The organism is Roseospira visakhapatnamensis (assembly GCF_014197915.1).
GTDB lineage: Bacteria > Pseudomonadota > Alphaproteobacteria > Rhodospirillales > Rhodospirillaceae > Rhodospira > Rhodospira visakhapatnamensis.
The window spans coordinates 18,142-39,145 of the sequence record NZ_JACIGK010000026.1 but is presented as its reverse complement, the minus strand read 5'-3'; the positions used below and the strand labels follow the sequence as shown (position 1 = coordinate 39,145).

Annotated in this window: 16 protein-coding genes; 10 read left to right on the top strand and 6 right to left on the bottom strand. The window is 72.3% G+C overall.

Annotation, left to right across the window (positions count from 1 at the left end):
• The first annotated feature begins 416 nt into the window (after window positions 1–416).
• Window positions 417–971, top strand: a complete 555-nt coding sequence (locus GGD89_RS15130) for a hypothetical protein (protein WP_184046783.1) — start codon at window positions 417–419, stop codon at window positions 969–971.
• A gap of 84 nt (window positions 972–1,055) precedes the next feature.
• Complete coding sequence (locus GGD89_RS15125; RefSeq protein WP_184046781.1) at window positions 1,056–1,829, top strand: SDR family NAD(P)-dependent oxidoreductase; 774 nt, start codon at window positions 1,056–1,058, stop codon at window positions 1,827–1,829.
• Window positions 1,830–1,887: 58 nt separating this feature from the next.
• Here GGD89_RS15125 and GGD89_RS15120 read toward each other — a convergent pair whose 3' ends face one another.
• Window positions 1,888–3,015, bottom strand: coding sequence for a glycosyltransferase (locus GGD89_RS15120; RefSeq protein ID WP_343058620.1), 1,128 nt, complete (start codon window positions 3,013–3,015; stop codon window positions 1,888–1,890).
• 169 nt (window positions 3,016–3,184) lie between these two features.
• Window positions 3,185–4,000, bottom strand: coding sequence for an alpha/beta fold hydrolase (locus GGD89_RS15115; protein WP_184046779.1), 816 nt, complete (start codon window positions 3,998–4,000; stop codon window positions 3,185–3,187).
• Window positions 4,001–4,072: 72 nt separating this feature from the next.
• Here GGD89_RS15115 and GGD89_RS15110 point away from each other — a divergent pair, with 72 nt between their 5' ends.
• Window positions 4,073–5,308 (top strand): glycosyltransferase family 4 protein, encoded by a 1,236-nt coding sequence (locus GGD89_RS15110; RefSeq protein WP_343058619.1) that lies wholly within the window; start codon window positions 4,073–4,075, stop codon window positions 5,306–5,308.
• Window positions 5,301–6,314 carry a glycosyltransferase family 9 protein gene (locus tag GGD89_RS15105; protein ID WP_184046775.1) on the top strand — a complete coding sequence of 338 codons (1,014 nt, stop codon included), beginning with the start codon at window positions 5,301–5,303 and terminating at the stop codon, window positions 6,312–6,314. Before GGD89_RS15110 ends, GGD89_RS15105 begins: the two co-directional genes overlap by 8 nt.
• Window positions 6,315–6,893: 579 nt before the next feature.
• Here GGD89_RS15105 and GGD89_RS15100 read toward each other — a convergent pair.
• Complete coding sequence (locus GGD89_RS15100; RefSeq protein WP_184046772.1) at window positions 6,894–7,493, bottom strand: bactofilin family protein; 600 nt, start codon at window positions 7,491–7,493, stop codon at window positions 6,894–6,896.
• Window positions 7,477–8,796, bottom strand: a complete 1,320-nt coding sequence (locus GGD89_RS15095; protein ID WP_184046770.1) for a peptidoglycan DD-metalloendopeptidase family protein — start codon at window positions 8,794–8,796, stop codon at window positions 7,477–7,479. The genes GGD89_RS15100 and GGD89_RS15095 overlap by 17 nt, the downstream gene beginning before the upstream one ends.
• 737 nt (window positions 8,797–9,533) lie before the next feature.
• Between GGD89_RS15095 and GGD89_RS15090 the strand changes: the two genes are divergently transcribed.
• On the top strand, window positions 9,534–10,091 hold the full coding sequence (locus tag GGD89_RS15090; RefSeq protein WP_184046768.1) for a CinA family protein: 558 nt from the start codon (window positions 9,534–9,536) through the stop codon (window positions 10,089–10,091).
• A gap of 19 nt (window positions 10,092–10,110) precedes the next feature.
• Here the strand turns inward: GGD89_RS15090 and GGD89_RS15085 are convergent, their stop codons facing one another.
• Window positions 10,111–11,226 carry a CaiB/BaiF CoA transferase family protein gene (locus GGD89_RS15085; RefSeq protein WP_184046766.1) on the bottom strand — a complete coding sequence of 372 codons (1,116 nt, stop codon included), beginning with the start codon at window positions 11,224–11,226 and terminating at the stop codon, window positions 10,111–10,113.
• A 107-nt stretch (window positions 11,227–11,333) separates the two neighbouring features.
• On the opposite strand from GGD89_RS15085, the gene GGD89_RS15080 reads away from it, so the two are divergent.
• The 5 genes from GGD89_RS15080 (at window position 11,334) to GGD89_RS15060 (ending at window position 18,741) form a co-directional block, all read left to right on the top strand.
• The gene (locus GGD89_RS15080) at window positions 11,334–12,671 is read left to right on the top strand and encodes a class I SAM-dependent RNA methyltransferase (RefSeq protein ID WP_184046764.1); all 1,338 of its coding nucleotides are present in this window, start codon (window positions 11,334–11,336) and stop codon (window positions 12,669–12,671) included.
• Window positions 12,672–12,859: 188 nt separating this feature from the next.
• On the top strand, window positions 12,860–13,813 hold the full coding sequence (locus tag GGD89_RS15075; RefSeq protein WP_184046762.1) for an EamA family transporter: 954 nt from the start codon (window positions 12,860–12,862) through the stop codon (window positions 13,811–13,813).
• A gap of 134 nt (window positions 13,814–13,947) precedes the next feature.
• Window positions 13,948–14,718 carry an SDR family NAD(P)-dependent oxidoreductase gene (locus tag GGD89_RS15070; protein ID WP_184046760.1) on the top strand — a complete coding sequence of 257 codons (771 nt, stop codon included), beginning with the start codon at window positions 13,948–13,950 and terminating at the stop codon, window positions 14,716–14,718.
• 201 nt (window positions 14,719–14,919) lie between these two features.
• The gene (locus GGD89_RS15065) at window positions 14,920–16,662 is read left to right on the top strand and encodes an ABC transporter transmembrane domain-containing protein (RefSeq protein ID WP_184046758.1); all 1,743 of its coding nucleotides are present in this window, start codon (window positions 14,920–14,922) and stop codon (window positions 16,660–16,662) included.
• Window positions 16,663–16,701: 39 nt separating this feature from the next.
• A complete protein-coding gene (locus tag GGD89_RS15060; protein ID WP_184046756.1) occupies window positions 16,702–18,741 on the top strand; it encodes an ATP-binding cassette domain-containing protein in 2,040 nt (679 codons plus the stop codon).
• Window positions 18,742–18,774: 33 nt separating this feature from the next.
• Here the strand turns inward: GGD89_RS15060 and GGD89_RS15055 are convergent, their stop codons facing one another.
• Complete coding sequence (locus GGD89_RS15055; protein WP_246423146.1) at window positions 18,775–21,003, bottom strand: alpha-amylase family glycosyl hydrolase; 2,229 nt, start codon at window positions 21,001–21,003, stop codon at window positions 18,775–18,777.
• Window position 21,004 lies beyond the last annotated feature (1 nt).

The following is a 21,004-nucleotide window of genomic DNA, read 5'->3' as shown; positions in this document are numbered from 1 at the left end:
CACACCCAGAATGGGCGTGATCACCCGACGGTCGTGCCACCCCCCCTTGCCATCGCCGGAACCGCACCCCACGTGCTCAGAAAGCATCCACGGCGGGCGCCAGTGCCTGCGAGGCGATCACAAACCGCACGCCGCCCATGGCCTTTTCCATGCGTCAATGGTAGGATGGGCTATCGATGGACGGTATCGAAGGATGTTCGGGTGTCATGGAACACCCGGGTGATCCACGGCGGTCGCACGGTCGTAGGTTTGAAAAACGGTCTTGAGCCCGACGCGGCGGAGTCACAGGCAGCCTTTGGGCACCGTCCTTCCGGGACACGGCGCGGACGTGATCGCGCGGTCGCCCAGAGGGTCACGAGCCCGCAAGGCCAGGGACACCCGCAGGGTTGAGAGACAAGGGATCAGGAGGGGCCACCATGTTCGCCGACAAGACGCTGACCCCACGCGAGTCCGTGCGCCTGTGCGCGCTGGGCATGATCGCCGACCAGCCGGGCACCTACGCCGACATCGCCCGCACCATCCGCGAGTTCATCACCCGCATCACCGGCCCCTCGCTGGACCTGCTGGGCAGCTCCATGGAGCTGCTGCAAGTCGAGGGGCTGGTCCGCTCGATCCCCGAGGACGCCCCCGAGGACACCGCCGAACTGGAGATCACCGACGCGGGTCGCGAGGAATTGCGCCGCCTTCTGACCGCCAACCTGCGCGCGTCGTCGGACTTGTCGAAGCTGGTCACGGCCCTCAAGTTCCGCTTCCTGCACCTGCTGCCGGCCGAGGATCGCCGGGCGCAGGCCGAATTGCTGCTGGACGCCCGCGAGACCGAGTTGAACCGCCTGCTGGACATGCGCCGCGCCCACGGCGACCGGGGCGGGCCATTCGCCCAGTGGCTGGCCCACGAGATCACCGAGGCCGAACGCGGTCAGGCATGGCTGGAAGCCTTCTGCGACGCCATTCCGGAGGATGACGCCGCCTGATCCGGGCGACGCCGCCGCCGACAGCACCCCAGGTCACACGGGACCGCCAGATCATGGCGGTCCCTTTTGCGTCCGCCGGAGATAATGCCCAGCACGCCCCCCACCCCCCGCCGTATCCTGATCTCCGGAGCCTCCAGCGGTCTCGGTGCCGCCCTCGCCGAGGCTTACGCCGCCCCCGGCGTCTCCCTGGTCCTGTGGGGACGCGACCTTGCCCGCCTGGAAACGGTCGCCGAGCGCTGCCGCGCCCGGGGCGCGCGGGTCGAGACGGCCCGGGTGGACGTGACCGACCGCGCGGCGACGGCCGGCCACGTCCTGGCCGCCGACGACGCGGCGCCGCTGGACTTGCTGATCGCCAACGCCGGCGTCTCCGGCGGCACCGGCGGCGGCACGGAACCGGAGGACCAGACCCGCGACATCTTCGCCGTCAACCTGGTGGGGGTCCTGAACACGGTGCAACCGGTGTTGCCCCGGATGCGGGCGCGAGGCCGGGGCCAGATCGCCCTGATGGCCTCGCTCGCCGGGTATCGGGGATTTCCCGGCGCGCCGGCCTACTGCGCCAGCAAGGCGGCGGTGAAGGTCTGGGGGGAAAGCCTGCGCGGCTGGCTGGCCGCCGACGGCGTCCGGGTGTCGGTGCTCTGCCCCGGCTATGTGCGCACCCCCATGACGGCGGTGAACCGCTTCCCCATGCCCTTCCTGATGGATGCCGAACGGGCGGCGCGGATCATGAAGCGCGGTCTGGCGAACAACCGGGGCCGCATCGCCTTCCCCTGGCCCATGGCCTTCGGGGCCTGGATGGCCGGCGCCCTGCCCGACGCCCTGGTGGACCGGCTGACCCGGGGCCTGCCCCGAAAAGGCTGACGCGAGAGCATCACGACGGATGGGTCATGTCACCGCGCGGCAGGATGACGGCCGGCCGCTACCCGTCGGTCCCGGTCCGGCGGCGCCACCACGATCCCCAGGTGATGGTGGCGGACACGCCATAGTTCCACACCGCCCCGACGCCTGCCCCGAGGACGCCGCTCAGCGCCCAGTGCGCGCCCTGCTGGTACACCAGGTCGGCGAGGGTCACGTTGATCACCGCGCCGATGGCGCAGATCAGGTAGAACGACACCAGTCCGGTCAGGAAGCGCGCGCCCCTCAGCCGCCGGTCGCGGTAGGTGAAGCTGTTGTTGATGGTGAAGTTGGAGGTCATGGCCACCAGCGTCGCCACCGACTGCGCCCACAGGAAGGGCACGGTCATGTGCAGCAGGCCGCCCAGAACGCCCAGGTGCACGCCCACGCCCAGCAGGCCGACGGCCACGAACATGAAAAAGCGGATGGGGATCCAGCGCACCAGCGCCCAACGCCCCAGCGTCTTGTCGGCGAGCAGCATGCCGAACTCCCACAACACCTGGGTGTCGAGCTTGCTGTCCCCGGCGACGCGGGCGCGGAAGGTGAAGCCCAGTTCGGCGTAGCGCGGCGGCCTGGGGCTGGAGGCGAAGATGTCCAGCAGGATCTTGAAGCCCCGCCCCGACAGCGCGGGGGCCACCCGGTCCAGCAGCGTCCGGCGCAGCAGGAAGAACCCCGACAGCGGATCGGTCAGCGGCGCCCGGGTGATCAGACGCGACACCGCGTTGCCCACGCGGCTGGCCGTGCGCCGCATGCCGGAGGACAGGCCATCGGCGCTGGCCCCGTCGGCGAACCGGCTGGCGACGACGATCTCCACGTCCTCGTCCCGCGCCAGGCGCAGCATGCGCGGCAACAGGGTCTCGTCATGTTGCAGGTCGGCATCCATCACCGCCAGGAAGGGCGCGGTGGTCGCCTGCATGCCCTCGATGCAGGCCGACGACAGGCCACGACGCCCCACCCGGTGGATCACCGAGACGTTGGCGCGGTCGCCGGCCAGCCGATGCAGCACGTCCAGCGTGCCATCGGTGGAGTCGTCGTCCACGAACACCACCTGCCAGGACTCACCCGCCAGGGCCTGATCCAGCAGGTCCACCAGCGGCTCGACGTTGTCGCGTTCGTTCAGGGTGGGGACGATGACCGCGAGTTGATAGGGCACGGGCGGGGGATGGCCTCGGGTCGGGAAAGATGGGGAAAGCCGCCGGATCGGCGCCGGGCGGCGTCCGACCCGGCGACCGAAGGGCCCCCCTGATACACCACCCCCATGGCGCCGTCCAGACGCCGTCCACGGGGCCAGCCCGCGACGGACCGCCACGGACCAGCGGCCCCTACCCAACGCGCTTCAGAACACCCTCCAGCACGCCTTGGAGCCGGGCCAGGTCGTGAGGCTCGGACAGGCGGTGGTCCCCCGACTTGATCAGGGTGAGTTCGACGTCCGGGCTCGCCAGCCGCTCCAGCAGGCGCGGCGCGGTCTCCCAGGGCACCGACTCGTCCTTCATGCCCTGGATCAGCCGCACCGGACAGGTCAGCGGAATGGGACCGCCAAGCAGCAGGTGATCGCGAGCCTCCTCGATCAGCGCCCGGGTGATGGGATAGGGGTCGTCGCCGTAGTCCGAGGGCACCGTCAGCACCCCGTCCCGGGCCAGCGTCTCGCGCGCCGCGTCATCGAACAGGGTCCACATCAGTTCCTCGGTGAAGTCCGGGGCGGCGGCGATGCCCACCAGGGCGGCCACCCGCTCCGGCCGGGCCAGCGCCGCCAGCAGCATCAGCCAGCCGCCCATGGAACTGCCCACCAGCACCTGCGGCCCCTCGGTCAGGTGGTCCAGGACCTGGACCACGTCGTCGGCCCAGGCGCCGATGGTGCCCTCCTCGAAGCGCTGGTCCGACTGGCCATGGCCGCGCTGGTCGAAGCGCACGAAGGCCCGGCCCGCGCGCCGGGCCCAGTCCTCCAGGAACACCGCCTTGCCGCCGGTCATGTCCGACATGAACCCGTGGATAAACACCACGCCCGGCCCCTTGCCCGGCACGGAGTGATAGGCGATGGTGGCGCCATCCGGCCGGGTCAGGCGCCGGGCCTCGGCCTGGGGTCGGGCATGGGGTTGGGCATGGGGTTGGGCCTGGGGTTGAGAGAGGGTCTCGGTCATGGGCTCGGGGTCTCCTTGCGGCGGGCCATGCCAGCGCCCCGGGCGGGGACGCGACGGAGGCGAGGGGCTTGCGTGGTCACGCACGGTAACACCGACGATACACCGGGCGCATCCCCGCCCAAACCACGGGCCACGACACGCGCGCCGGTGGTGCTTCAGGTGTTGCCGGCGCTGGAGACCGGGGGCGTCGAACGCGGCGCCGTCGACATCGCCCAGGGCCTGACGGATGGCGGATGGACGGCCCTTGTGGCCTCCGAGGGCGGCCGGCTGGAGCGTGACCTGGGCCGCGTCGGGGCCCGGCACGTCACCCTGCCCCTGGCCACCAAGGCGCCGCTGGCGCTCCGCCGCAATGCCGGCCGCCTGGCGGACCTGATCCACGCGCGCGGGGTCTCGCTGATCCACGCCCGCAGCCGCGCCCCGGCCTGGAGCGCCCTGTGGGCCGCCCGCGCCACCGGCATTCCGTTGGTGACCACCTTTCACGGCACCTACGGGCGGGGTCCGCTGGGGATGAAGATCCCCTACAACCGGGTCATGACCCTGGGCGACCGCGTGATCGCCATTTCCTGGTTCATCGCCGAGCATGTGCGCACCCATTACGCCACCGATCCGGGCATCATCCGCGTCGTGCCCCGGGGCGTGGACCTGGCGCGATTCGCGCCCGAGGTGGTCAGCAGCCATCGCATCGCCCGCCTGGCCACCGCGTGGCGGCTGCCCGAGGACGCCAAGGTGGTGCTGCTGCCCGGCCGACTGACCCGCTGGAAGGGTCAGGCGCTGCTGATCGAGGCCATGGCCCGGCTGGCCCGGCCGGATGTCCGCTGCCTGCTGGTGGGCTCCGACCAGGGGCGCGCCGGCTACCGCGCCGACCTGGAGGAGCTGGTTCGCCGCCACGGCCTGACGGCGCAGGTCCACATCCTGGACCACTGCGACGACATGCCGGCGGCCTACCGGCTGGCCAGTGTCGTGGTCTCGGCCTCGACCGAGCCCGAGGCCTTCGGACGCGTGCCCGCCGAGGCCCAGGCCATGGGCCGGGTGGTGCTGGCGCCGCGTCATGGCGGGGCGCGGGAAATCGTCGAGAACGGGGTCACCGGCTGGCTGTTCGAGCCGGGCAACCCCGCCAGCCTGGCCGACCACCTGGTGCTGGCGCTGGACCTGGACGTCGCCACCCGCGACGCCGTGACCCGGCGCGGCATGGCGCACACCCGGCAGACGTTCTCGAAGGCCACCATGATCAGGCGCACGATGGCGACCTACAAGGAATTATTGTACGGCGCTCCGCCCCTGGAAACCATATGGCGCGGCCATGACTGAACCCCGGGCGGCCGGATCCGTCCTGGTCATCAAGCTTTCGGCCCTGGGCGACGTGGTGCTGGCGCTGGGTCCGCTGGCCGCGATCCGGCGCCACCACCCGGCCGCGCGCCTCGTCGTGCTCACCACGCCCGCCTATCGGACGCTGATCGAGGCCAGCGGGCTCGCAGACGCGGTGTGGATCGACCCGCGCGCCGGCGCCCTGTCCCGGCCGCTCGCCTGGTGGAGGCTGATCCGGCGCATCGCCCGGACCCGATTCGACCGGGTCTACGACCTGCAGACCTCGGGGCGCACCACCGCCTACTTCCGGGCCCTGCGGGCGATGGGCGCCGCTCCCCCGTGGAGCGGCATCGCTCCGGGCTGCGCCTTCCGCCACGACACGCCCCAGCGCACCCGCCTGCACACCCTGGAGCGCCAGGCGGAACAGTTGCGTCTCGCCGGCCTGCCGGGGTCGGCCGTTCCCGACCTGTCGTTCACCTGGTCCGGACCGCGCGCCGCCGAGATCGACCGGCTGGACCTGCCCGACCGGATCGCCCTGCTGGTGCCCGGCGGATCGGCCCATCGGCCCGAGAAGCGATGGCCGGCGGCCTGCTTCGGGGCGCTGGCGCAAGCGCTGATGGCCGAGGGACTCACGCCGGTCCTGCTGGGCACGGACGCCGAGGCCCCCGCGATCGCGGCCATCCAGGCCCGGTGCCCGGCGGCGATCTCCCTGGTCGGCCGCACCGGCCTGCTGGACATCCCGGCGCTGGGTCACCGGGCCGCCCTGGCGGTGGGCAACGACACCGGCCCGCTGCACATGATCGCCCTGGCCGGATGCCCCACCGTGGCGCTGTTCTCGGGCGCCTCGATCCCGGACAAGCACCGCCCGCGCGGTCCGGCGGTGGTCTGGCTGCGCCGCGCGCCGCTCGCCGACCTGCCGGTCGAGACGGTGCTGGAGGCCGCGACGCGGGTGCGCGTGGATCCCCCCACCGATCCGAGCTTCGGGTCTTCGGCCGTCATTCGCAATTGATACTTACTTGCATAAACAAGGCCGCCCCGGTATAATCCCCTGTCGACGTCATGGACATACCGCGAGGGGAGACGGTGCGATGATGATCTGGCGAGGCGTGGGCTCCACGGCCCTGGTGGAAATGATGCGCTCGGGTGCCGGATCACGTCCCGCTCCCGCGCCCGGCCCCGTGGCGCCGCGCCCCCAGGCCGGGACACCGGCCAACGACCGCGCAGGCTCGCGCGCCCCCGAGGTGGATCGCCGCCGTCCCGCGACCGTGTCCTGACGGCCCGGGCCCCCGGCCGGAAAGCCGCGGCCTCTGCCGGACGGCATGGCCGGACCGGGGGTTGTTGGTGACCGGCGGCCCCTGAGACCATCCGGTGACGCCGCCCGTCGCCAGCCAGTCGGCCCCCAACGCGAAACAGGCCCGCGAATCACCCCGCAGGTCCATCGGCTGTCACGGTCGTCGCCGCGCGCCCGTCATGGTGATGGAAAGATCGATCCTCGCCGCCGGCTCATCCCGGACCCGAACGGCGGGACGCCAGCCGGCAACGCCCCGATGTCGGCCCGGGCCTCCACGGCCTCGGGACACCCGGAGGATCAGGACCCGGTCTTCTTGCGGCCGTCGATACCGGACGCGGCGGCGCCCGTCTCGTTCCCGGAGGAGTCCTTGGCGTCACCCCCCTTGGCCTGACCATCCGCGCCGGCGTCTCCAGCCGTCGCAGTCAGGCGCGGCACCGCCGCCGTGGCGGCCGCCCGGGTCTCGGGCAGGGCCAGATCCGGCACCTCGGCCATGCGGCGGCAATGCCCCTCCATGAAGGCACCCGGCTCGATGGCCAGGCTTTCATGGGTCACGTCGCCCACCATGCGCGCGGTGCTGGCCAGGAACACCGACTTGGCGATCACCTGACCGCTGACGGATCCGTGCATGCGCACGGTCTGGGCGCTGACCTCGCCGGTCACGGCTCCGGAAATGCCGATGATCAGCGACGCGCACTTGATGTCGCCTTCGACCCGGCCGTCGATCTGGATTTCACCGGCGCTCACCAGATCGCCGGTGACGGTCAGGTCGGCGCTGACGATGGACGGCACGGCGCGCTCCCCACCTCCGTCGCCCAGCCGGCGGTCGCTGCGACGCTCGGAACTCGGCACGGGCGCGGGCGTGGCCGCCGTTGGCTTGGTGTTACCCCTGGAAAACATGTTTTCCCGCCTCGATGAACCTGGCCGGATTCCGGGGATGACCATTCACCCGGATCTCGTAGTGGAGATGGGATCCAGTGCTGCGCCCGGTGTTTCCGATCCGCCCGACCTGCTGCCCTCGCGTGACCAGATCGCCGGCGGACACGGTCGCGGCCGACAGATGCCCGTACCGGGTGGTCAGTCCCAGGCCGTGGCTGATCTCTATGGTCCGACCATAGCCGCGCCGCCAGCCGACGTAAACCACCTTTCCGGCGGCCGGCGCCAGCACCGGCGTCCCAGAGGCGGCGGCATAATCAATCCCCTCGTGGCGGGCCATGCGCCCGTTGATCGGGTCCTGCCGCACGCCGAACGGGCTGGACACCCGGTATCCGGACACCACCGGCCGGGTGAGCGGCAACTGATCGGTCAGACCCTTCAAGGCCCCCAGGCGATCCACATGATGGTTGAGGCTGACCACGGTATCCTTGAACGCGGCGCGGTCGAGCATCGGCAGGCCGGCCGGCACGAACGGGCCGCCCTGGCCGTCCGTGTTGGCCAGCGCCTGCTCCAGCAGGTGCTCGACGTCCAGGCCGGCATCGGACAGCGTGGTTTCCAGGTCGGCGATGCGTGTCTGGGCCACGGACCCGAAATGCTCCAGCAAGGCCGCCTGGGCGGTCTCCATTTCGATGACCAGGCCTTCCAGGTCACCCACCCGGTCGGTCAGCGCCTTGTTCTCATCCAGGGCCAGATCGCGCTGCAACACCATCTTGCGCATTTCCAGCTCGAAATTGTCGAACTGGCTCAGCAACTGGTGCGCCTCCGACAGCTCCGCCATGCCCTCTTCCATGGTGGCCAGTTGCGCCAGCAGCGCGTCGCGGGCCCGTCCCGCCTCGGCCAGCGTGTCCTCCGTGGTCGACGGGCCGGCCGGTGTCCCCGCCTCCGCCGCCTCGGGATCGACGTGATCCATGTAGCGGGCCAGCACCGCGTGGTTGTCCTCCAGCCCACGGGTGACCACCGCGACCTGATCGCGATAGAGCGCCACCTCGGCCAGAAGCTGCTTGTAGTTGTCCTCGGCGTGGCTCACCTCGGCGTTCTTGGCGTCGATCAGCGCATCCACCCAGACCGCCGTGGCGACACCGTAGGTGAACACCCCCAGCAGAATGACCGCGACTCCCGCCACGGTCGCCTGGAACACGCTGCCCAGTGTCCAGGACCGGAAACCGCCCGTGTCGGCGCGCACCATCACATGACGCTCTGGAAACGCGCGGCGCAGGGCACGCCGCCACGCCGACAGGCTCAGTTCCTGTGGATCGAATTCCGACATGACGCTCTCTTCCCGTAAATGGCTATGGCGTCCCGCACGCGGGCGATGCCCGCGACGGCCCCTGAGACGGCCTGATCAATGGCCGGACGACGGCCAATGGACCCGGCCCGGCATCCCCGATGGGTGCCGCGACGCGGTGTTCGATAGCCTGTCCCATGGCCCCGGGCGCCCCGACCGCACACCCCGACCGCACATCTCGACAACAAGCGACTCCGGCCTCCGGCCCGGCGGCGGACGCGCCACCGTCACGACCAGATACCGCCCCGGTTCCGCCTCATTGGCGTCTTCCGCAACCCTCTCATGATGCCCGTTCGTCCCGGCGCATCATGGATCCCCGCCGCATGTTCAAAGGCATAGGGGGAAAGCCGCGCACACGCAACCCGACTCCGCCAAGGCCCGGAGACAACTGGACTCCCCGGGCCGAAACCACCAGCTTTTTTGGCGACATCGTGGCGAACCAGGGCGCGAATCGGGCCATCGCGGCGTGCCGTCGCGGCCCCGCGATCCATCCACGGCGGCGGTTCCCAGCGCGGGGGATCCGGTCTAGGCTCCTGGCCCGGCACCACCCCCTCGCGCCGCAGTCATACCAACGGTCATGGTCAATGGCCGTCGAAATCCGTGGCCGGCCCAAGCACCGCGTCGCGGTGCCGGTTTCTTGAAACGCGGCGCCTGCAAGGTGCCCCTGGGCGGATGAGTCACATTCATCCGCCGTTTGCATCAGACGACGGAGCCCACCCATGAGCGTCCTTCCCAAGGCCCTGGTCGACCACGCCCGCGCCGTCATCACCCTGTGTCGCGACCAGGATCTGACCGTGACGACGGCGGAGTCCTGCACCGGGGGATTGGCGTCCACCAGCCTGACCGCCGTGCCGGGATCCAGCGCGGTGCTGGATCGCGGCTTCGTGACCTACTCCAACGCCGCCAAGATGCAACTCCTGGGCGTGGAAGGCGAGTTGCTGGAGACCGTCGGCGCGGTCAGCGAGGAGGTCGCGGTGGCCATGGCGCTCGGCGCGCTGGCCGCCTCCGGCGCCACCCTGTCACTGGCCATCACCGGCATCGCCGGCCCGGCCGGCGGCACGCCCGAGAAGCCGGTGGGCCTGGTGCATCTGGCGGCCGCCCGTCAGGACGGCCTGGTACGGCCCAAGCGCTACGTGTTCGCCGGCACCCGCGACGACATCCGCCTGGCCAGCGTGCACGCGGGCCTCGACCTGCTGCTGGAACTGGCCACCCTGCCGGACGAGGACGAGGAGGAGGAGGACGGGGCCGCCACGGACGTCCAGCCCCCGACCTCGTGAGGCGCCGGCGCGGCGGCGCTCAGCGCGGCGCCGCCCAACCGGACAGGACATCGGTCGCCTCGGCCTCCCTGAGGGGGCGTCGGGGCGATGGGGCCGCGCCATCCAGCATGATGGGCAAGAGGACGTCCGCGAGCCCCTCCGCGCCCTCGCCCATCAGGCCCCGCGCCGCCACGTGCGGATGGTCCGGCGCCTCCATCGACGTCAGCACGGGCTCGCAACAGCAGTCGACCTCGGCCAGCACCGCCCGCCAGTCGGCCTGCGTGCGCGTGGCGAACAGCGCCTCGACCTCGGCGATCAGCGCCTCTTGGGGCACCGGCTCGTCCTGGCGCGTGATCCAGGCGGGCCGGTCGACGGCACGGCAGAAGGCCGCCCAGAACTTGGGTTCGATGGCCGCCAGCGCCATGAAGCGATCATCCGCCGTCCGGTAACAGCGATAGTACGCGCCGCCGCCGGTCAGCGCCTCGCCCTCCCGGATCGGTCCCCCGGTCAGGCGCCCCAGCACCAGGCCAACGGCGTTCAGGCCGGCGGCCGCCTCGAACAGGCTGACGTCCAGATAGGCGCCCCGCCCGCTGCGCAGGCGCCGCAGCAATGCGCCCAGAATGGCGATCACCGCCATCAGCGCCCCGGCATGGTCGGCCAGCGGCGGAAACGGCATCACCGGACGCTCCGCCGGTCCGGTGGCCGCCAGCGCGCCGCTCAGGGCCAGATAGGTGAGGTCGTGGCCGGCGCGCAACCGCAACGGGCCGTCCTGGCCGTACCCCGACAGGGCACAGTGCACCAGGTGGGGAGCGATCTCCTGGAGCCGGTCCCGCCCCAGGCCCAGACGCTCCAGGGTACCGGGGCGATAGCTCTCCAGCAGGACATGGCTGCCCCGGATCAGGTCTTCCATGGCGCGGCGGCCGTCCTCGGTCTTGAGATCCACCCGCACCACCGTCTTGTTGCGGTTCAGGACGGTGTAGAAACCCGACACGCCGTCGGCCCCGGCCGGACCGAAGCCGCGCATGGGATCGCCAGCCGGCGGCTCAACCTTGACCACCTCGGCCCCGAGGTCGGACAGCAGCAGGGTGGCGAACGGGCCGGGGATATACTGGGACAGGTCCAGAACCCGCAGGCCCTTCATGGCATCGGTCAGCATGGCGCGCGCTCCCGTGGGGGTTGAAACGGCAAGAGCGCGACTATACGCCGCCCGCCCGCGCGCCGGGACCCCTTGTCAGGCACGGCGCCAGGCCGTAAGCCCCGGGCATGACCGCACGCCGACACAGCCCCCGCCCGCCGCGCCGATCCGCCGCCGCCCGCGCACGCCCGACCGAGACCGTGGAGGTCACCGTCGATGCCCTGGGCGCCCACGGGGACGGCCTGGCCGCCCACCAGGGACGGCGGATCATCCTGCCCGGCGCCCTGCCCGGGGACCGGGTGCGCGCCCGGATCGGGGGACGCGGCCCGGCCGACGCGCGCGGCGCGCTGGAGGCGGTGGTCACGCCGTCGCCGGATCGCGTTCCCCCGCCCTGCCCCCACTTCGGATCCTGCGGGGGCTGTACCCTGCAGCATCTGGCGCCCGACGCCCTGACCGCCTGGAAACGGGAGGCCATCGGCCGCGCCCTCGGCCATCGCGGGCTGGGGGAAACGCCGGTCGGCCCGGTGATCGCCATCCCGCCGGGCAGCCGCCGCCGGGCCACCCTGGGCTGGGTGCGGACCCGCGCGGGCCTGAGCCTGGGCTTCCACGGCGCGGCCAGCCATCGGCTGGAAGACCTGCGCGGCTGTGCCCTGCTGGCGCCGGCCCTGGTCGCCCTGGTGGGCGCCGACGGCCCCCTGAGACCCCTCCTGGCGGCGCTGGCGACACCCGGGACGCGCGGCGCGGTGATCGTGACCGAGACGGACACCGGCCTCGACCTTACCCTGGACCTGCCCGCGCCGCCCGACCTGGACGGCCGCGAGCGGCTGGCGGCCTTCGCCGAGACCGTCGACCCGGCACGGCTGGGCGTGCGCATCGGGACCGCCTGGGAGCCGGTGGCGGCCCGGCGCCCACCCCAGGTGCGCTTCGCCGGGATGCCGGTGACGCTGCCGCCGCTGGCCTTCCTGCAACCGTCGCCCGAGGGCGAGGCGGCCATCACCGCCGCCATCCTGGACCGCCTGCCCGGTACCGCGACCCGGGCGCTCGACCTGTTCGCCGGCCTGGGCACCTTCAGCCTGCCGCTGGCCGCGCGCGGGCTGTCGGTGCGGGCCGTGGACGGGGCGGGCGCGGCGATGGCCGCCCTGGCCGCCGCGCCCGTCCCGGCCGGCGGACGTGTCTCCGCCGAGACCCGCGACCTGGCCCGCGATCCCCTGACGGCCCCGACGCTGGCGGACGCCGACGTGGTTGTGGTCGACCCGCCGCGCGCCGGGGCACGGGCCCAGGCGGAGGCCCTGGCCGCCGCCGGACCCGCCACGGTGATCGCCGTATCCTGCAATCCGGCCACCTTCGCCCGCGACGCGCGTCTCCTGGTGGACGGCGGTTATCGGCTGGAGACCGTCACCCCCATCGATCAGTTCCCCTGGTCGGCGCATGTCGAGATGGTGGCGGCCCTTCGCCGACCGGCATAGGCGAGACGGCGCGCCGACAGCCCCTCCACCATGCGGATCACGCATGGCGGCCCAGCGGGCGTCCGGCCGGTATTCCCTCGCCGTGGGCCGTCCCGCCCCTCTAGACTGAGGCTGTCGCATTCTCGGCGTTGGCCTCGACCGCCCCCGCCGGAGGCGTCCACCGCCCTCCCCACCATTCGAGGCTCCCCGTGCCCCCTCGCCTGGTCGCCAAATGGGGTGCCCTGTCGTGCAACGCCCGGGGGATCCTCTTCATCCTGCTGAGCGCCCTGGTGTTCTCCGCCATGGGCGGGATGATCAAGTATGTCGGCGGCGAATTGCATACCTTCCAGATCGTGTTCTTCCGCTGCCTGTTCGGCCTGCTGACCCTGGTTCTGTTCCTGCGCGGACAGGGATGGCGCGTGTACCAGACGCGCCGGCCCTGGCTCCATGCCCTGCGGGTCACGGTGGGCATCTCGGCCATGTTCGCCCTGTTCCATGCCGTCACCCACATGGACCTGGCGGCCGCGATCAGCATCACCTACGCCCGCCCGCTGTTCATGATCCTGCTGGCGATCCTGGTCCTGGGCGAGGTGGTGCGCTGGCGGCGCGGCCTGGCGACCCTGGTGGGGTTCCTGGGCGTGCTGGTGGTCATGCGCCCCGACCCCGGGTCGCTTGACATCGACGCGCTGGCCGCCCTGGCCTCTGCGGCGCTGGTGGCCGGGGCGATGACCCTGGTCAAGATCCTGTCGGCGACGGACCGGCCGCTGACCATCCTGATGTGGTTCGCGACCGGCGCGGTGATCGTCTCGGCGGGACCGGCGCTGATGGTCTGGCGCTGGCCGGAACCCTGGACCTGGGTGCTGGCGGTGCTCATCGGGGCCGCCGCCAGCCTGGGCCAGTATCTGGCGGTCCGGGCCTATCGCGAGGGCGAGGCCACCCTGGTCACCCCCTTCGACTACTCCCAGATCCTCTGGGCCACCCTGATCGGCGTCCTGGTGTTCGCCGAGGTACCGGACACGTGGACGCTGGTGGGCGCGGCGATCATCATCGGCTCGGCGCTCTACATCATGCACCGCGAGGCCCAGTTGGGCCGGCCCGTGCCCCCGCATGGCGGAGACGTGCCGGGACCGGACCCCGACGCCGGCGGACCCGCGACCCGTTAATCCCCGCTGGCGCGCCGGACCGCTTTTCGGTAGTGCTTGGCCAAGCCCCCCGGACACACGTCACCCGGAAGACACCACCCGGACAGACGCCACGGGGACAAACCAAGAAAACCGGACCAGGGAGACTCGCCCCCATGCAGATCAAGGGTCAGGCCGCCATCGTCACCGGCGCGGCTTCGGGCCTGGGCCAGGCCACCGCGCACGTGCTGGCCGAAGCCGGCGCCCGCGTCACCATCCTGGACGTGAACGAGGACGGCGCCCGCGCCGCCGCCCGCGCGATCGACGGCCTGGGCGTGGCCTGCGACGTCACCAGCGCCGAGTCCGTGAGCGACGCCCTGCGCCAGGCCGAGGCGGCCCATGGCCCGGCGCGCATCTGCGTCAACTGCGCCGGCATCGTCGCCGGCGGCCGTGTGGTGGGCAAGGACGGCGCGCCCCACGACCTGGCGGTGTTCTCCCGCGTCATCGCCATCAACCTGATCGGCACCTTCAACGTCATGAGCCAGGCGGCGGCCGCCATGGTCGGCCTGGGGGATCTGGACGGGGACGACCATGAGCGCGGCGTCATCATCAACACCGCCTCCATCGCCGCCACCGAGGGCCAGGTGGGCCAGGTGGCCTATGCCGCGTCCAAGGGCGGCGTCGCGTCGCTCACCCTGCCGGCGGCGCGCGACCTGGCCCGCTCGGGCGTGCGCGTGGCCTGCATCGCCCCCGGACTGTTCCTGACGCCGATGATGGAGGGCCTGCCCCAGGACGTCTATGACGCCCTGATCAAGAAGACGCTGCACCCGCACCGCATGGGCCGCCCCGAGGAGTTCGGACGCATGGTGCGGGCGCTGATCGAGACCCCGATGATGAACGGCAGCATCACCCGCCTGGACGGCGCCCTGCGCCTGGAGCCCCGCTAGTGCACTGATCCAGACAAAAGATGCAGTCCACATTCTTTTGTCTGGATCGAAAGTGCACGAGAAACAATGTTTTGTGCAGCGACGCATTCAAGGGGGAACCCCTTGAATGCGTCGCTGCACTAGCGGGCACCGCGCGGCCCCGGCGCCCCCCCCGGGCTTGCCCCAGCCTGCCCCAACCTGCCCCAACCTGGCTGCGTCGTCATGCGCCTGACCTTCACCACCGTCCTGCGCCACCTGGACTTCGCGGCGCTGGCCCAGCTCCTGCGGGAGGTGGAGGGCATCCGCGCGACCCTGGTGAGCGCGGCGCTGGGCCTGGTGCTGACCGGCCTGCTGCTGCCGATCTTCTCCCAGGTGTTCATTGACGGCTACCTGGCCGATGGCCCGTCCCTGACGCTGGCCGGCCTGGTGGCCCTGATGATAGCCGCCGGTCTGCTTCGGGCGGGCCTCAGCCTGGCGGTCAGCCGCGGCGCGCATGCCATGCAGGTGCGCTACGCCACGCGCTCGTCCACGCGAACGACGCGGCGGTTCCTGGACGCGGATCCCGCCTGGGTGGCGCGCTATGGCGCCGGGGACCTCGCCGCCGTGGTGCGGCAGAACGACCGGCTGGCGCGCCGGCTGCTGTCAGAGGTGATCCCGGCCTTCCTGGACCTGATGGCGGTGCCGGTCCTGTTCCTGGTCATGGCCGCCTTCGATGTCCGGCTGGCGCTGGCGGCGCTGCTGCTGACGGGGGTCAATGCCCTCGTGTTGCGGACCATCAACGCCCGCCAGACCCCCATCGGCGATCAGGTCGGCCTGGCCCGGGGGCGCATGGCGCAGGCGCTGACGGACAGCCTGTCGGCCATCGCCATGCTGCGGGCCACCTCGCTGGAAAACCAGACCTTCACGCGTTGGGCCACGCGTCACGAAACCTACCACCGCCAGAGTCTCCGGCTCGGCCGCCTGTCCGAGATCCTGGCCGCCGGACCGGCGGTGATCTCGGGCATCACCACGGCGCTGACGCTGGGCCTGGGCGCGGTGCTGATCCTGGACGGCTCGCTGACCCCCGGCGCCTTCGTCGCCTGCCAGACCCTGCTGTTCGGCATCAACGACCCCATCCGCCGCTTCGTGGACCTGAGCACCGCCATCCAGGACCTGTCCGCCGACTGGCGTCGCCGCGAGGCCCTGCTGGCCGAGGGTCGCCCACCGACCAACCGGGTACGGGCAACACGCGGGCAAGACGCGGCGGCGGTCCCGGACCGCCCGCCCCCCGGCCCGGGCGCGCGGCTGACCATCCCCCAGCCGGTGGACGGCCCGGCGGCGCGGCGGGTCGGGTCGCTGGCCCTGGAGGGACCGGGCGTGATCGCCATCGCCGGCGCCCCCGAGGGACCCCGCACCCGGTTCTGCCGAACCCTGGCGGGCCTGATGCCCGCCGACACCGGCCCCGGACCCGGCGTGACCGTCGACGGCCGGCCGGTGGCCGCCCTGTCGCCGTTCGACCGCCTGGGCACGGTGGCCCTGCTGGAGCGGCACGCAACGGTGTTCTCCGCCAGCGTGCGCGACAATCTCACCCTGTGGGACGCCACCGTCCCCGACGCCGCCCTGTGGAGGGTGTTGCGCCGCGCCGATCTGGCCGAGGTCATCGGCGCCCGGCCGGACGGCCTTGACACCCCGCTGGCCGAGGGCGGCCGCAATCTCAGCGGCGGTCAGCGCCAGCGGCTGGCCCTGGCGCGCGTGCTGCTTCATGATCCCCGGGTGCTGGTCATCAACGGCGCCCTGGAGCCCCTGGAAAGCCGCCTGGCGCGGCACATCCTGGCCGGCCTGCGCCGCGACGGCCTGCTGGTGCTGGTGGCCAGCACCCGCCGGGAGGTCCTGGCCGCCTGCGACGATGCCGTCATCGTCGAGCCCGACCGCATCCGCGCCGCCGGCCGCTGGCATGCCGGCGGCACCATCGAACTCTACACCTGACAACCCCTGCATCCGACGAACCGGGACCCGACCGCCCCCATGCGCCGCCACCGCCGCCCCCTGACGGACCATCGCCTGACCGCCATCCGCCACCTGGAGGATCGGCTGGGCGTGAGCATCCTTCAGGCGCGCGGCGACCGCCCCCGGGCCTGGTGGCAGCGGCGGCCCCTGGCCACCCTGCGGCCGGTGACGTTGCCCGAGGACTGGCACGCCCCCGATCCCATCGAGGTGGCGGCGCTGGTCGGCCCCCATGACAGACCGATGGCGGTTCTGGGCGGCGCCGGCGGCGCGCGCAAGGTGTTCGATCCCGACTCCCGCCGGGTCAGGCCGGCCGACGCCGAAACCGCCACCCGCCTGGGCCGCGACGGTGCCTCGGTGGTGCGCCAGTTGCCAGGGCCGCCGGCCCCGGGGCTGCTGGGCGTGCTGCGCGCCATGCTGCCGGGCCAGCGGCACCGCATCGTCCTGATGATGGCGGCGGCGGTGGTGTCGGCGCTGCTGGGCCTGGCCCTGCCGATGGCCACCAACTGGGTGTTCGACAGCATCATTCCGGAGGAACGCTACGACCGCCTGGCCCTGGTGGTGGTCGGGCTGAGCGGCCTGGCCGTGGTGCTGGCGGCCCTGGACTACGGCCGCTCGGTGCTGTTGATGACCCTCGTCCTGCGCATCGACCGGCGGCTGAGCCTGGGCCTTTATGACCGGCTGCTGCGCGCGCCGCTCGCCTTCCACCGCCGCTTCGGAGTGGCCGATCTGGTGGCCCAGACCCTGGACGTCGGCACCATCCGCCAGGTGGTGGGGCCGATGGTGCTGACCGGGGTCGTGGCCATCGCCTTCGCCACCGCCAACCTGGGCTACATGGTTTGGCTGAGCCCCCCGCTAGCGCTGATGTCCCTGCCCCTGGCCGCCGGCTTCGGGCTGGCCATCTGGGCGTTGCTGCGGCGCCAGGCGGCGGGCGAGACCCGGGTCATGACCGGCGAGGCGGCGGCCTCCACGGTGCTCACCCAGGGGCTGGCGAACCTGGCGTTCCTGCGCGAGCGCGCCGCCGAGCGCCGCGCCTTCCAGGCATGGCGCCGCCACCATGGGGCCGTTCAGCGCGACATGCGCGCGCTGCTGCGCACCGTGAGCCTGGTCTCGGCGCTGCGCCAGTCGTCCATGCTGCTGGCCCCGGCCGGCCTGTTCGGCGTGATCCTGCTGGCCCCGACCACCCTGGAGACCGGCGCGCTGCTGGCCTTCAACGCCGCCTTCGGGCAACTGCTGTTCGCCTTCATGAGCTTCGCCGAGGCGGGCACCGCCGTGGTCCGCGTGGTCGCCCCCTACCGCCGCATGCTGCCCATCCTGGAGCAGCGGCCCGAGTCCGACGTCGGCCTGCGCCCCGCCAGCTTCGAGACCGCCTCCATCGACGTGCACGGCCTGACCTTCCACTTCGAGTCCACGGCGGCGCCCGCCCTGCGCGACGTCTCGCTGCACATCGACGCGGGCGAGATCGTCGCCCTCACCGGCCCGTCGGGGTCGGGCAAGTCCACGCTTCTGCACCTTCTGCTGGGCCTGGAACGTCCGCCCGCTGGCGCCATCGTGATCGGCGGCCAGCCCCACGAGGAGATGGACACGGCCTCCCTGTGCCGGCGCATCGGCGTGGTGCTGCAGGACGCGCCGTTGCTGTTCGACACCATCGGCGACAACATTCGCAACGGTCGCGCGGACATCATCGACGAGGAGGTGGACGCCGCCGCCCGGCTGGCCGGCCTGGACCCCACGCCGGCGGGCCTGGCGATGCCGGTGCGCGACGCCGACGCCACGGCGGGCCTGCGGGTGCGCGTGGCCCTGGCCCGCGCCGCCGCCGGGCAACCGGACCTGCTGTTCCTGGACGAGGTCACCGACACCTTCGGCCGCGCCGAGGTCGAACAGGTGGTGGCCCGCCTCCGGGCCACCGGCACCACCGGCGTTCTGGTAACCCACCAGGAGGCGGCGATGCGCGCGGCCGACCGCGTGATTCTTCTCGATCAGGGCCAGGTGCGGGCGGACGGACCGTTCGGCGCCCTGGGCCTGCCCCTGGCCGCCCTGGACGGGCCGTTCGAGGCGTAGTCGCGGCCGGCGCCCGCCCGACCGCGACGGCACTCAGGCTACGAGCCCGAGCCCCGGTCCGGACGCCGAAAATCCGACCATCGCCACGCCATGGCGTCCCAGCCGGAAGCGCAGCCGGCCGCCCTCGTCCCGCTCGCAGGCGACCCCGTCGCCAAGCGACACCAGCAGCCGGGCGTCGCCCGCCGAGGCCCCACAGACGATACGCCGGGCGTGCGGTTGCGGCAGGTCGCGGGCCAGGTCCACGGGATCGACGGGCGCCCCCGCCCAGGGACCGATGCCAAGCAGGTCCACCAGCACCAGCACGGCCTCGGCCGTGTCGTCCTCCGGCACCATGAACCAGGCCAGGATATCCGGCTCCCAGGGCAGGGCCGCGTACCGGTTGCCGGCGTACACGGCCGGCGTCCGCCGGCGCGCCGCCGCCAGGTGGGCGATGGTGCGGAAGGTGGGTGTGTCGGTGTCGTAGGGTGGGAACGCGGGCGTGTTCAGTGGGCCATGCACCCAGGCGCAGTCCGGATTGGGGAACATGTCCTCGCGCACATAGGCGTCATGGGGATGGGCATCCCCGTCGGCGTCGATCCAGGTGCCGCACTCGCCGCTGAACTCCTGTTCGGTGCCGTAGTAGACGGCCGCCAGGCCCGGCCCCAGCACCAGCACGGCCAGCGCCGCCGCCAGGGCCGCGCGGGCGGTGTCCCGGTCCCCGAACCGGCGCCCCCAGGCATGCAGGAAGCGGCTGGTGTCCTGGTTGTCGATGAAGCCCAGATTGTAGCGCGAGTCCCGATAGCACCACACGTCATCCCGCCAGTAGCGGCGCAGGGTGTCCAACGGCGCCGCGCGATGCACCACCGCCCGGGTCAGGCGATAGAACAGGGGATAGTCGATCATGCCGGAGAACCCGGCCTGCTTGCTGTAGACGCCCACCGCCGCCGGGTCCTCGCCGGCATGCTCGCCCAGCGTCAGGAAGCCGGTCTTGCCGATGGCCCGGGCATAGGCCGAGACATCGCGGATGGCCGTCGTCCAGAAATCCAGGTCGACGTGGCGGACGGCGTCCAGGCGGAAGCCGTCGATGTCGGTCTGGGCGATCCAGTACTTGAGGTGGGCGATCAGCATGGCGCGCACATCGGGCATCTCGGTGCGCCAGTCGTCCAGGAACCCGAACAGCGGCACACCCACCAGGCCATCGCCATCGCCGTCGTCGCTGCCGTCACCGTCCGCCGCCGCATCGCCGTCGGGCGGGGGCGGGTGGAAGAAGGCGGGGTCCCGGAAGTCCTCGGGCAGGAACAGCGGCGTGTCCAGGTCCCCGGTCACATAGCGGAACGTGGCGTTCATGGCGCCGTCCGCGCCGCGCGACCACACCAGCGACGGCGCCATGTGATTGACCACCACGTCCAGCACCACGGCGATGTCGCGCTTGTGGGCCTCGCGCACCAGGGTCCGCAGATCGGCCATGGTGCCCAGGCGCGGATCGACGGTGTACAGCGACAGCGGATGATAACCGTGGTAGCCATCCGGATCGTTGACGTAGACCGGGCTGAGGATGACCGCCCCGACGCCCAGGGCCGCCAAATAGTCCAGGCGGTCGCGCGCGCCGGCCAGGGTACCGCCATGCGAGGCGAACAGGCTGGACGGATCGTGGCGCACGAAGCTGTGTTCGGGCGCCGCGCGGGCATCGCGGGCGAAGCGGTCCAGCATCAGGCTATAGAACAGCCGCCGCCGCCAGTCCGTGGGTCCCGGCGTCATGGTCGTGCGCGGCACCGGACCGCTCACCTTGCGACCGCCCTCCATGGCCATCGCCGCCGCCCCCACCATGTCGCTGCGCCACGGTGAGCGCGCGAACACCAGCAGGCGGGCCTGGGGCATCCAGGTGACCACGCCCGACGGCGACACGGTGCCCACCTGGTAGCGCATCGCCCCCTCGCGCGCCGGACCCTGGAGGCGCACATGGTAGGCGGCGTCGCCCTGCTGCAACGCGGGATGACGGGGCGCAACGTCCTCGGGCACCCGCTGGGCCGGGATCTCGTGCCACACGCCCGGCTCGCATGACAGGTCGTGGCGCAAACGAACCTCGGCGCCATCGCAGCCGCGCACGCCGAACAGGATGTCGACGACCGCGCCCGGCGGAAACAGCCAGCGGGCGGGAACCAGCGTGGGGTCGGTAAACAGTTCGCGGATCCGGTCCGAGGACTCGACCGGACCGTCGGGCCCGGGCGGACGGCCCGCCGATAGGGTGTCCCGGGGCGCCGCCGGATGCACCGTCCAATCCATG

Excerpts from the sequence above, each read along its gene's own strand:
- GGD89_RS15130 (WP_184046783.1), top strand. The coding sequence starts at position 417 with ATGTTCGCCGACAAGACGCTGACCCCACGCGAGTCCGTGCGCCTGTGC.
- GGD89_RS15125 (WP_184046781.1), top strand. The coding sequence starts at position 1,056 with ATGCCCAGCACGCCCCCCACCCCCCGCCGTATCCTGATCTCCGGAGCC.
- GGD89_RS15115 (WP_184046779.1), bottom strand. The coding sequence starts at position 4,000 with ATGACCGAGACCCTCTCTCAACCCCAGGCCCAACCCCATGCCCAACCC.
- GGD89_RS15105 (WP_184046775.1), top strand. The coding sequence starts at position 5,301 with ATGACTGAACCCCGGGCGGCCGGATCCGTCCTGGTCATCAAGCTTTCG.
- GGD89_RS15100 (WP_184046772.1), bottom strand. The coding sequence starts at position 7,493 with ATGTTTTCCAGGGGTAACACCAAGCCAACGGCGGCCACGCCCGCGCCC.
- GGD89_RS15095 (WP_184046770.1), bottom strand. The coding sequence starts at position 8,796 with ATGTCGGAATTCGATCCACAGGAACTGAGCCTGTCGGCGTGGCGGCGT.
- GGD89_RS15090 (WP_184046768.1), top strand. The coding sequence starts at position 9,534 with ATGAGCGTCCTTCCCAAGGCCCTGGTCGACCACGCCCGCGCCGTCATC.
- GGD89_RS15085 (WP_184046766.1), bottom strand. The coding sequence starts at position 11,226 with ATGCTGACCGATGCCATGAAGGGCCTGCGGGTTCTGGACCTGTCCCAG.
- GGD89_RS15080 (WP_184046764.1), top strand. The coding sequence starts at position 11,334 with ATGACCGCACGCCGACACAGCCCCCGCCCGCCGCGCCGATCCGCCGCC.
- GGD89_RS15070 (WP_184046760.1), top strand. The coding sequence starts at position 13,948 with ATGCAGATCAAGGGTCAGGCCGCCATCGTCACCGGCGCGGCTTCGGGC.
- GGD89_RS15065 (WP_184046758.1), top strand. The coding sequence starts at position 14,920 with ATGCGCCTGACCTTCACCACCGTCCTGCGCCACCTGGACTTCGCGGCG.
- GGD89_RS15060 (WP_184046756.1), top strand. The coding sequence starts at position 16,702 with ATGCGCCGCCACCGCCGCCCCCTGACGGACCATCGCCTGACCGCCATC.
- GGD89_RS15055 (WP_246423146.1), bottom strand. The coding sequence starts at position 21,003 with ATGGATTGGACGGTGCATCCGGCGGCGCCCCGGGACACCCTATCGGCG.